Below are 12,661 nucleotides of genomic sequence, written 5' to 3' on the forward strand. Positions count from 1 at the left end.
CGTGACACTAGGCCGTACGTCCGACACTCGCCGTTCTTCCCGGGGACCGGCCGCCGCCGTACCTCCCCACCTGCGCCGGAGCACCACCGCGAGGACCGCGCCCGGTGGCTGGATCTGGTCATGCGCCCCCATGTGCTTCCGTGCCCCGACATATGCGGTGGCACGGAAAGTTATGATCAGTAGCCGTGGGTGGGTAATAAGCATGTGGCAACTGACATGACCCTGCGTACTGGGAGGTGAGCCGCTGTGGCACTCTCGATTTCGGCGGTGCTGCTGCTGCTGATCGTCGTCGTCCTGTTGATCCGCCGTTCCGGGCTCAAAGCCGGGCACGCGATCGCCTGTACGTTGCTCGGTTTCTACCTGGCGAGTTCAACCTGGGCGCCACAGATCACAGACCTCACCAACAACGTTGCGGGGATGATCTCGGACATCAAGTTCTGAGCGGCCCGTGCCGGGCTCGGTGAGCTGCGGGGAAGAGCGGTACGCCGGGGAGCCGTAGGCTTCCCTCATGACCGATCTTCCCGCGCGGCGTCTGCTGCTCGTCCACGCCCACCCGGACGACGAGACGATCAACAACGGCGCGACCATGGCCAAGTACGCGGCAGAGGGCGCCCTTGTCACCCTGGTCACCTGCACCCTCGGTGAAGAGGGCGAGGTGATCCCGCCCGAGCTGGCGCACCTGGCCGCCGACCGCGACGACACCCTCGGCGAGTACCGCATCGGTGAACTCGCGGCCGCGATGGCCGAGCTGGGCGTCACCGACCACCGCTTCCTCGGCGGCGCGGGCCGCTACCGCGACTCCGGGATGATGGGCGTCTCCCAGAACGACCGCGAGGACTGCTTCTGGCAGGCCGACCTGGACGAGGCGGCGGGACACCTGGCCGAGGTGATCCTCGACACCCGCCCGCAGGTGCTGGTCACGTACGACAGCAACGGCGGCTACGGCCACCCCGACCACATCCAGGCGCACCGGGTCGCGCTGCGCGGCTACGAACTGGCCGCCGAGCGGGGCCACCGGATCGCGCGGGTCTACGAGATCTGCACCCCGCGCTCGATCGTCGAGGCGGGCTTCGCGCGGCTGGCGGCGGCGGGCAAGGACTTCCCCTTCGGCGGGATCGCCTCCGTGGACGACGTGCCGGGTGTCGTCGACGACGACCTCGTCACCGTCACCGTCGACGGCGCCGACTACACCGGGCACAAGACGGCCGCGATGCGCGCGCACGCCAGCCAGATCGCCGTGGACGGCCCCTTCTTCGCGCTCTCCAACGACCTCGGCCAGCCGTTCTTCGCCACCGAGCACTACCGGCAGGTGCGCGGCGAGGCCCTGACCGAGGGCCGCGGCGACGACCTCTTCCCCGCCGAGGGCGGTCCCGACTCCGACGGCGGTGCGCGGTGAGCCAGCCGCTGCGCGTGGTCGCGTACGTCGTCCTCGGTGTGCTCGGAGCGCTGGTCGCGGCGGCCGGGGCGCTCGTCCAGGCGGGCTGGTTCCCCGGCGGGCTGCTGCTGGGCCTCGCGGGCTGCGTGGCGGTCTTCTACGGCGGGGTGACGCTCACCCGCACCCGGCTCGGCGCGGTCGTGCCCGCCGGGGTCTGGCTGGTGTGCGTGATGCTGCTGAGCACCACCCGCCCCGAAGGTGACTTCCTGTTCGCGGCCGGACTCGGACCGTATGTGTACCTGCTCGGCGGGGCCATGGCGGGCGTGATCTGCGCCACCCTGCCCCAACTGCCCCCATCCGGGCCGAATACCGCCTGACTTGGCGGGCGGGGGCGGGCTCGTGGTTGGCTGAGACCGAGCGTTCCGCCGGACCAGAGTCGTCGTTACACGCCGGTCGGTATGGTGGTGCGCGCCGGCGAGCCGCCCGCGGAGAACCGTGACGGGTGGCGAAGCTAACCGGGAGAGCCTGCTTTGAGTCGTGAAACTGACAGTTCGTCGTCCGGGCCGCAGGGCCGCGGCGGTGCCGCGTACCCCTCGGGCACTCCGCCGTACGGCTCGCGCCCGTTTCCTTCGCTGCACCCGCAGGAGCGTCCGCGACCGGGCGGTACGCCCGAGCCGGCCGCCGCGCCCGAACCGCCGCCGGCCGACGAGCCGAAGACCGAGACGACGCTGACGACGCGCATCCGGATCAACATCCCCGGTTCGCGCCCGATCCCGCCGGTCGTGGTCCGCAAGCCGGTCGACGAGAACAACCCGGCGCCCGAGCCGCCCGCGCCCGAGCCCGCGCCCGCCGCGGAACCGGCCGCCGCCGAGGCGTCGGGCGAGCCGGAGCCGCAGCCGGAGAAGACCAGCGACTGGTTCGCGCCGCGCAAGTCCCAGGCCGGGCAGCCGGGTCCTGGCTCCGCTCCCGCCTCCGGCGCGGGTTCCGGTACGGGCGCCGGTCCTGCTGCCGGTGCCGGTGCGGGCTCCGGTGCGGGCGCCGACTCCCGTACCGGTTCGAGCCCGTACCCGTCGTCGGCCGCCGCGCCCGGTACGGCGTCCACGCCGTACCTCCCGCCGCCGGTCGGCACCCCGCAGGGCGGCGACCCTTCCGCGCGCGGCCCGCACGACACCCCGGCCGCCGGTGTCCCGTCGCTCTTCGCCGGGGAGTTCGGCCCGGAATTCGGTACGGAGCCGCAGCCGGAGCCGCCGTACGGCATCGACGCGTTCCCGCCCGGAGTGCCGCGGCCCGCGGGCACCTTCCCCGGACCCGACCCGTACGGCCGTCCCGAGGACCAGAGCCAGGGTCAGGGACAGAGCCAGAGCCAGGGGCAGGGTCCCGATCCGCTGAGCACCCCGTACGGCGCCCAGGCCGCCGCGGCCCCCTACGCGCCGCCCGCCGACGGGCCCAACAGCCCCTTCCCTGAGTACCAGCCGCCCGCGGGGCCGACCACCGGCCCGGTGACCGGCCACATGCAGGTGCCGCCCGCCGCCGACCAGCGCGGCCGGTCCGCCCCCTCCGCCTTCCGCCCGCCGACGCCCGGCGACGGACCCGGCCCCGAGGACACCAGTGGCGGCTTCCGCGCCCCGACGCCTCCCGGCGACGGGCTCGGTCCCGAGGACACCAGCGGCGGCTTCCGGCCGCCCTTCGTGCCGGACGGCCCGGGCGGACGGCTGTCGGACGACACGTTGGTCAGCGGTATTCCGGCCGTGCAGCCCGGAGGTCCGGGAGCGCGCACGCCGCGTGCGCCGGGTCCCGCCGCGCCCGTGCCGGGCGGCCCCGGCGCCGGTCCCGTGCCCGCCCCCGTCGTCGCCGAGCCGCGCGCGGCGCAGCCCGCGCCCGCCGCGCCGCGTCCGCCCGCGAAGAAGAAGGGCCGCTCCAAGGTGGCCCTGCTGGGCGTCGGGGTGTGCACCATCGCGGTGCTCGCGTACGGCGCCGGACTGCTGATGACCCACGGCGACGTGCCGAAGGGCACCACCGTGGTGGGCGTCGACATCGGCAACCAGAACAAGGGCGACGCGGTCAAGATGCTGGACACCGCGCTCGGTGACCGCAAGACCGCACCGCTCGAACTGACCATCGGCGACCGCAAGTTGAGCCTCAAGCCGTCGGTGGCGGGCCTGTCGGTCGACACCGACGCGACGGTCCGGGGGGTCGCGCACTCCGACTACAACCCGGTCTCCGTCGTCGGCTCGCTCTTCGGCGGCAGCCGCGTCGCCGACCCGGTCATAGTCGTCGACGAGGACAAACTGCGGGTCGCGCTCAAGTCACTGGCGGGCCAGAGCGGTTCGGGCTCCGACGGCATGGTCCGCTTCGCCGACGGCAAGGCCGTCCCGGTGGCGGGCACGTCCGGCCAGTCCTTCGACGTGAACGCCGCCGCGGCCAAGGTCGCCGCCGCGTACCGTACGCGCGCCGAGACCGGCTCCAACCCGGCCATCGCGCTGCCGGTCACGACCACCCCGCCGAAGGTCACCCAGGCCGAACTGGACGCCGCCGTCAACGGGTTCGGCAAGCGGGCCATGTCCGACTTCGTCGTCGTCCGGGCGGGCCTGAAGTCCATCAAGTTCGGGCCGATGAAGTCGATTCCGAAGTTCCTGACGATGGTGCCGGACGCGGACGGCAAGCTTCAGCCGCACATCGACCTCGCGGTCCTCAAGGGGCTCTACGGCGGCACGTTCGACCCCGTCAAGCTCAAGGCGAAGGACGGCTCCACCAGGGCCGTCACCCCGCAGGACGTCGCGGACGCCCTGCTGCCCGCGCTGGACGCGACGGGCGCCAAGCGCGATGTGACCCTGCCGAACGTGGCGGGCTGAGACGGCCCCAGGGTTCTCAGACGCCGGTCGGACTCGTCTCGTCGGCGCCGACCGGCACCGTCGCCGTCAGGCGGAAGCCGCCGTCGCCCGAGGGCGCTGTGCGCAGGGTGCCGCCGGCCAGGATGAGGCGCTCGGTCAGGCCGTTGAGGCCGTTGCCCGGGGTGTGGTGGGGAGCGGGGCCGCGGCCGTCGTCGGAGACGGTGAGGGTGGCGGCGGCGCCGTCCGCACTGGTGCCCAGGGCGATCACGCAGGTGAGGGCGCCGCTGTGGCGGACGACATTGGTCACCGCCTCGCGCAGCGCCCAGGCCAGGGCGCCCTCGCCGTCCGGCGCGAGACCGGGCAGCCGGTCCGGCTGGTGGACGCGCGCGGCGATCCCGGCGGAGGCCAACGCGGAGCGCGCGGAGGCCAGTTCGGTGGCCAGCGTCGGGCGGCGGTAGCCGCTGACCGCCTCCCGTACGTCGACCAGCGCCTGCCTGCTGACCTTCTCGATGTCGGCGACCTGCCGCGCCGCGTCCTGCGGCCGGTCCGGCAGCATCCGCCCGGCCAGTTCGCTCTTGAGCGTGATCAGGGACAGCGAGTGCCCGAGCAGGTCGTGCAGGTCACGGGCGAGCCGCAACCGCTCCTCGGTGGCGGCCAGATGCGCCACCGTCTCCCGCGCCTCGCGCAACTCCCGCATGGTCCGGACGAGTTGCCGCACGCCCACCATCGCGAAGCCGCCGAGCAGGGCCGGGATGACCAGTGCCGGGTAGAGGTCGCCGCTGCTGTCGACCCAGGCGCCGACCCCGGCGAGTGCCGCCGTGACCGCGGGAATCGCCCACCGGGACTGCGTGCCCGGCAGCGACGCCCCGCAGGCGACAGCCACGTAGACGAACATCACCAGCCAGTCCTTGCCGAGCGTCGCGGACAGCGTGAAGGCGAGCGCGAGCTGGGCGGCGAGCACCCCGTACACCCAACGCTCCTGCATGTACGCGGTGTTGGTGCGCAGGAAGACGACGGCGAGGTAGGAGACGACGAAGACGAGCAGGCCGCAGCCGGCGACGACGGTGACCAGGGCGCCGTGGTGGCCGTCGGCCAGGTCGCTGACGGGGGAGCCGAGGTAGAGCAGCCAGATGCCGATCCACATCAGCTTGACCAACGCCTGGCCGCGGGTCTCGGGGGCGCGGCCCATGGCGGTGGTGTCCGCGTCCTCCACCGCCTGCCGCCACGGCGGCCAGGGCCGGTCCCGCGCCCGCGCCTGCTCCTCCGCCCGGTCCCGCGCCCGTGCCTGTGCCCGCCGCGCCTGCTCCTCCTTCGCCATCCGCGTCACGCCTTCTGCGTGTCCTTGCGGTACAGCCAGGCGGCCGTACCCGCGAAGAGCAGCAGGTAGAAGGCGAGGACGGCGATGTCACGGGCGTGCGGCGCGTTGCCGAACTCGATGGACTGGCCGAGCGCCGCGTACGGCCGTCCCGGCAGGTAGTCGGCCGTCGTCCGGAGCCAGTGCGGGAAGGTGGTGATCGGCACCCACAGACCGCCGAGCATCGCCAGGACGAAGTAGGCGAGCATCGAGACCGGCCGGGCGACGTCGGCCGTGGCCACGTATCCGATGGCGACGCCGAGCGCCGCGAAGACCATGCTGCCCGCCCAGGTCGCGCCCAGGATCGCGATCCACTGCCAGGCGTCGAGCCGGACGTTCTTCACGGTCGCGCCGAGGATCAGCACGATCAGGATCGACGGCAGGCTGACGGTCGCGGCGGAGGCGATCTTCGCGGTGACGTAGCCGCGGCCGGGCAGCGCGGTCAGCCGCAACTGCCGCACCCAGCCCTTCTCGCGCTCCCGCGCGATCCGCTCGGCGTTGCCCATCAGCACCGCCGTCATCGCGCCGAACGCCGCCATCGCGACCATGTAGTACGCGACCAGCGTGAGATTCAGGCCGTCGATCTTCTTCGTCCTGTCGGCGCCCGCCGTGATGATCAGGAAGAGCAGGCCCGGGTAGAGCACCGAGAAGAACATGAACTTGCGGTTCCGCAGGGTGCGGACGATCTCCAGTCTGACCAGGGTCTTCATCGGTTCTCCGCCTCCTCGGCGGACGCTGCGTCGGTGATGGCGAGGAAGGCCTGCTCCAGGCCGAGGCCCGAGACCTCCAGATTGCGCGGGTACAGGCCGAGCGCGTACACGGCGTGCGTCGTGGCGTCCGCGTCGTCGGAGCGGATGCGGACGGTCGGGCCGGTGATGTCGAGGCCGACGATGTGCGGCAGCGCGCCGAGCGCCCGCTCGTCCGGCGTGCCGTCCAGGTCGAAGGTGATCCGGCGGGCGCCCGCCCGCGCCTTGATCTCCGCGGCCGTCCCGTCGGCGATCAGCCGCCCCCGGTGCAGCACCAGGACCCGGTCCGCGATGGCGTCCGCCTCCTCCAGGTAGTGGGTGGCGAACAGCACGGTCCTGCCCTGCTCCACCTGGCCGCGCATCGTGGCCCAGAACGCCTGCCGCGCGCTGACGTCCATGCCGACCGTCGGCTCGTCCAGCACGATCAGGTCGTTCGCCCCGGCCGTCGCGAGCGCGAACCGTACGCGCTGCTCCTGACCGCCGGAGAGCTTGTTGACCTTGCGGTCGGCGATGTCGGCGATGTCGGCGCCGGCCAGCACCTCGTCCACCGGGTACGCCTTCGGGTGCAGGTCGCACGCCAGGCTCACCAGCTCCCGTACGGTCACTTCCTCCATCAGGCCGCCGCTCTGGAGCATCGCGCCCACCCGGCCCGCCGCGATGGCCTGCGCCGGGGTCGTGCCGAACAGCCGCACGCTCCCGCTGTCCGCGTTCCGCAGCCCCAGCATCAGGTCGAGCGCGGTCGACTTCCCCGCGCCGTTCGGGCCCAGCAGGGCCACCGTCTCGCCCGGGTGCAGCGTCAGGCTCAGCTCCGCGACGGCCCGCACCGGCCCGAAGCTCTTGTTCACATCGCTGAAGGCGACCACGGGCTCGCCCTTGACGGCGGCCCCCGGCCCGTTCGCGGTCGTCATCCCCATCGCGCTCATGCCACCAAGCTTCGCCCGCCCGCCCCTCGCCCGTGCAGTGCCGCGAGTCGTGTCTTCCCCATGACAGATGTCATACGGCGGTCCGCGTCCGGGTCCGGCTGTCACCGCCGGGTCCTCACGCTGTAACCATCCGTGCCGGGGATGGGACGCCGGGCCTCCGCGCTCGGTACGGTCCGGCCACCGGGCGCCGCCGTGGCGCCTTCCTGGGGGGAGTCGACGTGACGCGTTCCGCTACGAGACGTGTGATCAGACGTACGGTGCCGACGGCCGGGGTCGCGGTGGCCGGAGCGCTCCTGCTGGCCGCCTGCGGCGGGGGCTCGGGGGGTTCCAGGCCGTCCGCCACGGGGTCGGGCAAGGCCACCGGCAGCGCTTCTGCCGCCTCTCCGTCCGCCTCAGCCTCCGCCTCCGCCACCGGTGGCTCCGGCGGTGCCAATCCGGTCGACGGGCCGACCTTCTGCGCCTTCCTCGCCAAGGAAGGGCCCCGCATCAAGGACTCCGGCGCCCCCGCGGGCGCCAAGGCGTTCTTCGCCATCGACCTCGCCAACTGGATCGAGCAGCACCCCGATCAGAAGCCGCGCACCGCCGCCGATCTTGACGCTGCCGCTTTGGGCTCCTGCCCCAAATACCGTGCCACCGTCACCTCTGCCATGGGCGCCGCCAGCTTCACCGAAGCCCTCGGCTAACCCCGCCGCGACCCCGCCCCCCGGGCGGCCTCTCAACCTGGGCGGTAGACCGATCTTTTCAGGGCGCGCGCCCTGGGGCGGTTCTTCTGCCGGGGGTCAGCCACGTGTTTTTAGGGGCGCGGGGAACTGCGCGGCCCGCCACGACGGTGGCGCGGTGTTCGCACGGCGGGTCGGGCCCCGAAGGGGCGCGGGGAACTGCGCGCTCAGCCCGCGCGGTGACGCGGCTGAAGAACCGGCCCCAGCGGGGCAGATGCTCTTGTTTTCGGGCTGACAGCCCGGTGGGGGCGGGCCGCGCAGTTCCCCGCGCCCCTCAAAAGATCGGCCAGCCGCCCTGGCAGGAGGACCGCCTCGGGGCCGCGCCCCTGAAAAGATCGGCCAGCCGCCTTGGCGGAAGGACCGCACGGGGCCGCGCCCCTGAAAAGATCGGCCAGCCGCCCTGGCAGAGGGACCGTCTCGGGGGCGCGCCCCCAGAAAGAATCGGCCCACCGGCCTGGTGAGGGAGCGGGCTGGGGGGCGGGCCCTGGAAGGGGGGGCGGGCGACCGGGCGGGGAACCGTGGTGGGGGAAGGGCGGAGCCCTAGGGTGGGGGGATGAGGAGAAGCGTCCGGGTGCTGCTCGCGGAGGATCAGTCGATGGTGCGAGAAGCACTGGCGACGCTCCTCGGCCTCGAAGAGGACCTCGAGGTCGTCGCCCAGGTGGCCCGCGGCGACGAGGTGCTGGCGGCGGCCAGGACCCACCACCCGGACGTGGCGCTGCTGGACATCGAGATGCCGGGCCTGACCGGCATCGAGGCGGCGGCGCGCCTCCGCGAAGAGCTGCCGGAGGTCAAAATCGTGATCGTCACGACCTTCGGCCGCCCCGGCTATCTGCGCAGAGCGATGGAATCGGGCGCGGAGGCGTTCCTGGTCAAGGACGCTCCGGCGGCCCAACTGGCCGACGCCGTAAGGCGGGTGCTGCGCGGCGAGCGTGTCATCGACCCCACGCTGGCCGCGGCGGCGCTCGCCGACGGCGCCGATCCGCTGACGGCCCGCGAGCGCGAGGTGCTGCGGGCCGCCGCCGACGGTTCGGTCAACGCCGACATCGCGCGCGGCCTGCTGCTGTCGGAGGGCACGGTCCGCAACTACCTGTCGACCGCGATCCAGAAGACGGGCGCGCGCAACCGCGCGGAGGCGGTCCGTATCGCCCGCGAAAAGGGCTGGCTCTAGGGCCTGTCCGCCGGGGCTCAGTTCAGCAGTGCCCGCGCCGCGCGGGCCTTGCGGCGGATCTTCTCCGCGGTCTCCGGGTCGAAACCGCCGATCAGTTCGGCGTACTCGTCGAGGGCCGCGGCGCCGCCGGTGAAGTCGCCGAGGCGGACGAGGAGTTGGGCGCGCTCGTAGCGCAGGCGGGCCGGGTGGCGGGGGAGGAGCAGGGCGAGGTCGATCGTCCACAGCTCGACGGCGGCCTGTTCGAGGCGGGCGGACGCCCAGGCGCGGATGTTGTTCAGGACGCGGTGCACGGTGTCCAGCGGATCGGCGGGCGTGAGCATGCCGGGGGCCAGCGGGGCGCCGGTCGCGCCCGCGACCAGGAGTTCCGCGTCGGGCCCCGACAGCACCCGGCCGCCCTCGAAGGGGTCGACCAGGACGTACGCGCCCGCCGGATCGCCGAAGCCGACGACGTAGTGGCCGGGCAGCGCGACCCCGTACACCGGCGCGCCGGCCCGGCGGGCGACCTCCGTCCAGACCACCGACAGCAGGATCGGCAGCCCGCGCCGCCGCCGCAGCACCTGCTGGAGCAGCGACGACGAGAGCTTCTGGTAGTCGCCGGGCTCGCCGTGGAAGCCCAGCCGGGCCCCGAGCAGCCGGTGCAGGGCGTTCGCCCACTCCAGCGGCGTCGTCAGGCCGTACGGGAGCATCCCGGCGAGCCGGTCCAGCTCGATCTGGGCCGCGTCGATCGCGACGCCGTCCAGCGCCGGGTCGGCCTCCGCGCCGATCAGCAGGCACAGCTCGGCCAGGTCGGGGCGCTCCTCGCGCGCCGCCGCCGCGAACCGTTCCCGTACGTCCGCGCTCATACCGAGGGGCGCCGGTAGTGGTAGCCGTGGTGGTCGGTGAAGCCGAGCCCGTCGTAGAGCGCGCGGGCCGCCTCGTTGTCGGCCTCCACCTGGAGGTACGCGCTCCTCGCGCCCTCGTCGGCGGCGCGCCGGGCGAGCGCGCCCATGACGGCGGTCGCCAGGCCCCTGCGGCGGTGCGAAGGCGCCACCTCGACCGCGCCGAACAGCACCCACGGCCCGTCGACCACGGCCCGCCCGATGGCGCCGGGGGCGGTCGCGAACCACACCGAGGGCCCGCCGGAGACCACCTTCAGCGCCGCGTCGGCGAGCGAGCCGGTGCGGTGGTAGGCGGCCAGCCACGCCGCGTCGGGCGTCCGGGACAGCGTGACGGCGTCCGCGCCCGGCAGCCGGGTGAGCGGCGCCAGCGGCGCGACCCTGACCAGCGTGTCCGCCTCCCGTACCCACCCGCGGCGCTCCAACTCGGCCGCGTAGGGCGAGGTGTCGGGCACCTGGAGATACGGTGTCGTGCCCCGCGCCCCGTACCAGCCGACGACGTGGTCGAGCGCGGCGTCCAGCGGGCGGTCGGGATCGCCGTCCACCAGGACGGAGTTGGCGCGGCGGGTGAAGCCCTCCCGCCGCCCGCCGCCCTTGTCCTGCTCCGCTTCTCGCTCGCCCGCGACGGCCGAGCGCAGTGTCCACCGGCCCAGCGGCTCGGTCTCGGTGGCGGGCCAGGCGCGCGAGGCGAACGCCTCAAGCTCCTCGGGGGACGCGGACGTCACACGCGACATTCTCCGTGCCGACGGGGTGGGCGGCACCACCTTCCCCGCGACGAGGAGCGATTCGGCGATGCGTACCGTTTCCCCGGACCTCCGCGTGACGCACACCACTCCCGCATCCCACGATACGAGAACACCGACCGTATCGGTGAACGTAGGATGCCCGTCGGTGATCTCCAGAACCTGCCGTACCGATACGCGTTTTCCCACGTCAGACGGGGTAATCCGGATCACGAGCCGCGCTCCGGAAGAGAAATCCCCTGCCATGCGTGCCCCTCCTGTTCGGATCGTGCTCAGGAACGGAGATACTAGGTGCGGGCATCGACGACGCCGCGCTCCCGCGCGAGATGAGCCCTATCGAGGAGGAACGACAGCGTGACCTACGTCATCGCGCAGCCTTGTGTCGACCTGAAGGACAAGGCGTGCATCGAAGAGTGCCCGGTCGACTGTATCTACGAGGGCTCCAGGTCCTTGTACATCCACCCGGACGAATGCGTCGACTGCGGCGCCTGTGAGCCGGTCTGCCCCGTCGAGGCGATCTTCTACGAGGACGACACCCCGGAGGAGTGGAAGGACTACTACAAGGCGAACGTGGAGTTCTTCGACGAACTGGGGTCGCCCGGCGGCGCGTCCAAGCTCGGTCTCATCGAGCGCGACCACCCCTTCATCGCAGCGCTGCCCCCGCAGAGCCAGGACCACTGATCCCGGTCGGGCAGTCTCCGCCCGGCCCCGTACGGCGCACCGAGCCACGCTCGGCGCTGTGCGGGGCCGCGGCGTACGTCCGTCATGGACATTTCGATCACGGACCATCGATCGACAAGCGAGAGTGAGCACGTGAGCATCTCCGCCCGCCTCCCGGTCTTCCCGTGGGACCGCCTGGAGCCCTACAAGGCGACGGCCGTCGCGCACCCGGACGGTGTGGTCGACCTGTCGGTGGGGACCCCGGTGGACCCGGTTCCCGAGGTGATCCGGCGTGCGCTCGCCGCCGCCGCCGACAGCCCCGGCTATCCGCTGACGTACGGCACGCGCGCGCTGCGCGAGGCCGCCGCCGGATATCTCAGCCGCTGGCACGGCGTGAGCGGCGCCGACCCGGCGAACATCCTGCCGCTGCTCGGCTCCAAGGAACTGGTCGGCTGGCTGCCGACGCTGCTGGGCATCGAGGCGGGCGACCGGGTCGCGTACCCGCGGCTCGCCTACCCGACGTACGAGATCGGCGCGCTGGTGGCCCGCGCGGAACCGGTCACGTACGACGACCCGGTGACCGAACTCGACCCGGACGGCCTGAAGCTGCTCTGGCTCAACAGCCCGTCCAACCCCACGGGCCGGGTGCTGTCCGCCGCCGAGCTGCGCCGGATCGTGGCGTGGGCGCGCGAGCACGGGGTGCTCGTGGTGTCCGACGAGTGCTACATCGAGCTGGGCTGGGAGGGTACGGAGCCGGTCTCCGTACTGCACCCGGACGTGTGCGGGGACAGCCACGAGGGGCTGATTGCCGTCCACTCGCTGTCCAAGCGGTCCAACTTCGCGGGCTACCGCGGCGCCTTCCTCGCCGGTGACGCGTCCGTCGTCGCCGGTCTGCTGGAGGTCCGCAAGCACGTCGGCATGATCGTGCCCGCGCCCGTACAGGCCGCGATGGTCGCCGCGCTCGACGACCGCGAGCACGCGGTGGAGCAGAAGGAGCGGTACGCGCGCCGCCGCGCCGCGCTGCGGACCGCCTTCGAGGGCGCGGGTTTCCGGATCGAGCACAGCGAGGCCAGCTTGTACCTGTGGGCGACTCGCGCGGAGAACTGCTGGGACACCGTCGGCGACCTGGCCAAGCGCGGCATCCTGGTGGCGCCCGGCGAGTTCTACGGGCCGACGGGCGAGCGGTTCGTCCGGATCGCCTTCACGGCGGTCGACGAGCGGGTGGCGGCGGCCGTCGAGCGGCTGCGCTGAACCGCTCCCGCTGAAC

General features: G+C 73.1%; 13 protein-coding genes. 8 read left to right on the top strand and 5 right to left on the bottom strand.

Annotation, left to right across the window (positions count from 1 at the left end; genetic code table 11):
- Window positions 1-246: 246 nt before the first annotated feature.
- The 4 genes from ACIO6U_RS23315 (at window position 247) to ACIO6U_RS23330 (ending at window position 4,227) form a co-directional block, all read left to right on the top strand.
- Window positions 247-441, top strand: a complete 195-nt coding sequence (locus ACIO6U_RS23315; RefSeq protein WP_355348242.1) for a hypothetical protein — start codon at window positions 247-249, stop codon at window positions 439-441.
- Window positions 442-508: 67 nt separating this feature from the next.
- Window positions 509-1,396 (top strand): N-acetyl-1-D-myo-inositol-2-amino-2-deoxy-alpha-D-glucopyranoside deacetylase, encoded by an 888-nt coding sequence (gene mshB, locus ACIO6U_RS23320; protein WP_355348239.1) that lies wholly within the window; start codon window positions 509-511, stop codon window positions 1,394-1,396.
- Complete coding sequence (locus ACIO6U_RS23325) at window positions 1,393-1,752, top strand: DUF6113 family protein (protein ID WP_317453004.1); 360 nt, start codon at window positions 1,393-1,395, stop codon at window positions 1,750-1,752. Before mshB ends, ACIO6U_RS23325 begins: the two co-directional genes overlap by 4 nt.
- A gap of 153 nt (window positions 1,753-1,905) precedes the next feature.
- Window positions 1,906-4,227, top strand: a complete 2,322-nt coding sequence (locus ACIO6U_RS23330; RefSeq protein ID WP_401721835.1) for a hypothetical protein — start codon at window positions 1,906-1,908, stop codon at window positions 4,225-4,227.
- A 16-nt stretch (window positions 4,228-4,243) separates the two neighbouring features.
- Here the strand turns inward: ACIO6U_RS23330 and ACIO6U_RS23335 are convergent, their stop codons facing one another.
- From ACIO6U_RS23335 to ACIO6U_RS23345, 3 genes are all read right to left on the bottom strand, one after another.
- Window positions 4,244-5,395 carry a sensor histidine kinase gene (locus ACIO6U_RS23335; protein WP_401722249.1) on the bottom strand — a complete coding sequence of 384 codons (1,152 nt, stop codon included), beginning with the start codon at window positions 5,393-5,395 and terminating at the stop codon, window positions 4,244-4,246.
- A gap of 134 nt (window positions 5,396-5,529) precedes the next feature.
- Entirely contained in the window at window positions 5,530-6,270 is a 741-nt protein-coding gene (locus ACIO6U_RS23340) for an ABC transporter permease (RefSeq protein WP_355348229.1), read from the bottom strand.
- Complete coding sequence (locus ACIO6U_RS23345) at window positions 6,267-7,220, bottom strand: ABC transporter ATP-binding protein (protein ID WP_401722251.1); 954 nt, start codon at window positions 7,218-7,220, stop codon at window positions 6,267-6,269. The genes ACIO6U_RS23340 and ACIO6U_RS23345 overlap by 4 nt, the downstream gene beginning before the upstream one ends.
- Before the next feature lie 251 nt (window positions 7,221-7,471).
- Here ACIO6U_RS23345 and ACIO6U_RS23350 point away from each other — a divergent pair, with 251 nt between their 5' ends.
- Window positions 7,472-7,912, top strand: coding sequence for a hypothetical protein (locus tag ACIO6U_RS23350; RefSeq protein ID WP_401721838.1), 441 nt, complete (start codon window positions 7,472-7,474; stop codon window positions 7,910-7,912).
- Between the two features lie 589 nt (window positions 7,913-8,501).
- On the top strand, window positions 8,502-9,116 hold the full coding sequence (locus ACIO6U_RS23355; protein ID WP_391049297.1) for a response regulator: 615 nt from the start codon (window positions 8,502-8,504) through the stop codon (window positions 9,114-9,116).
- Window positions 9,117-9,133: 17 nt separating this feature from the next.
- On the opposite strand, the gene ACIO6U_RS23360 is transcribed toward ACIO6U_RS23355, so the two are convergent.
- Together ACIO6U_RS23360 and ACIO6U_RS23365 are read right to left on the bottom strand one after the other, a co-directional pair.
- Window positions 9,134-9,958 carry a tetratricopeptide repeat protein gene (locus tag ACIO6U_RS23360; RefSeq protein WP_391049299.1) on the bottom strand — a complete coding sequence of 275 codons (825 nt, stop codon included), beginning with the start codon at window positions 9,956-9,958 and terminating at the stop codon, window positions 9,134-9,136.
- Window positions 9,955-10,716, bottom strand: coding sequence for a GNAT family N-acetyltransferase (locus tag ACIO6U_RS23365; protein WP_391049301.1), 762 nt, complete (start codon window positions 10,714-10,716; stop codon window positions 9,955-9,957). The genes ACIO6U_RS23360 and ACIO6U_RS23365 overlap by 4 nt, the downstream gene beginning before the upstream one ends.
- A 372-nt stretch (window positions 10,717-11,088) precedes the next feature.
- On the opposite strand from ACIO6U_RS23365, the gene fdxA reads away from it, so the two are divergent.
- Window positions 11,089-11,415 carry a ferredoxin gene (gene fdxA, locus ACIO6U_RS23370; RefSeq protein WP_355348214.1) on the top strand — a complete coding sequence of 109 codons (327 nt, stop codon included), beginning with the start codon at window positions 11,089-11,091 and terminating at the stop codon, window positions 11,413-11,415.
- Window positions 11,416-11,499: 84 nt separating this feature from the next.
- Window positions 11,500-12,645, top strand: coding sequence for a succinyldiaminopimelate transaminase (gene dapC / locus ACIO6U_RS23375; protein WP_401721843.1), 1,146 nt, complete (start codon window positions 11,500-11,502; stop codon window positions 12,643-12,645).
- The last annotated feature ends 16 nt before the right edge of the window (window positions 12,646-12,661 follow it).

This window comes from Streptomyces sp. NPDC087422, assembly GCF_044744145.1.
GTDB lineage: Bacteria > Actinomycetota > Actinomycetes > Streptomycetales > Streptomycetaceae > Actinacidiphila.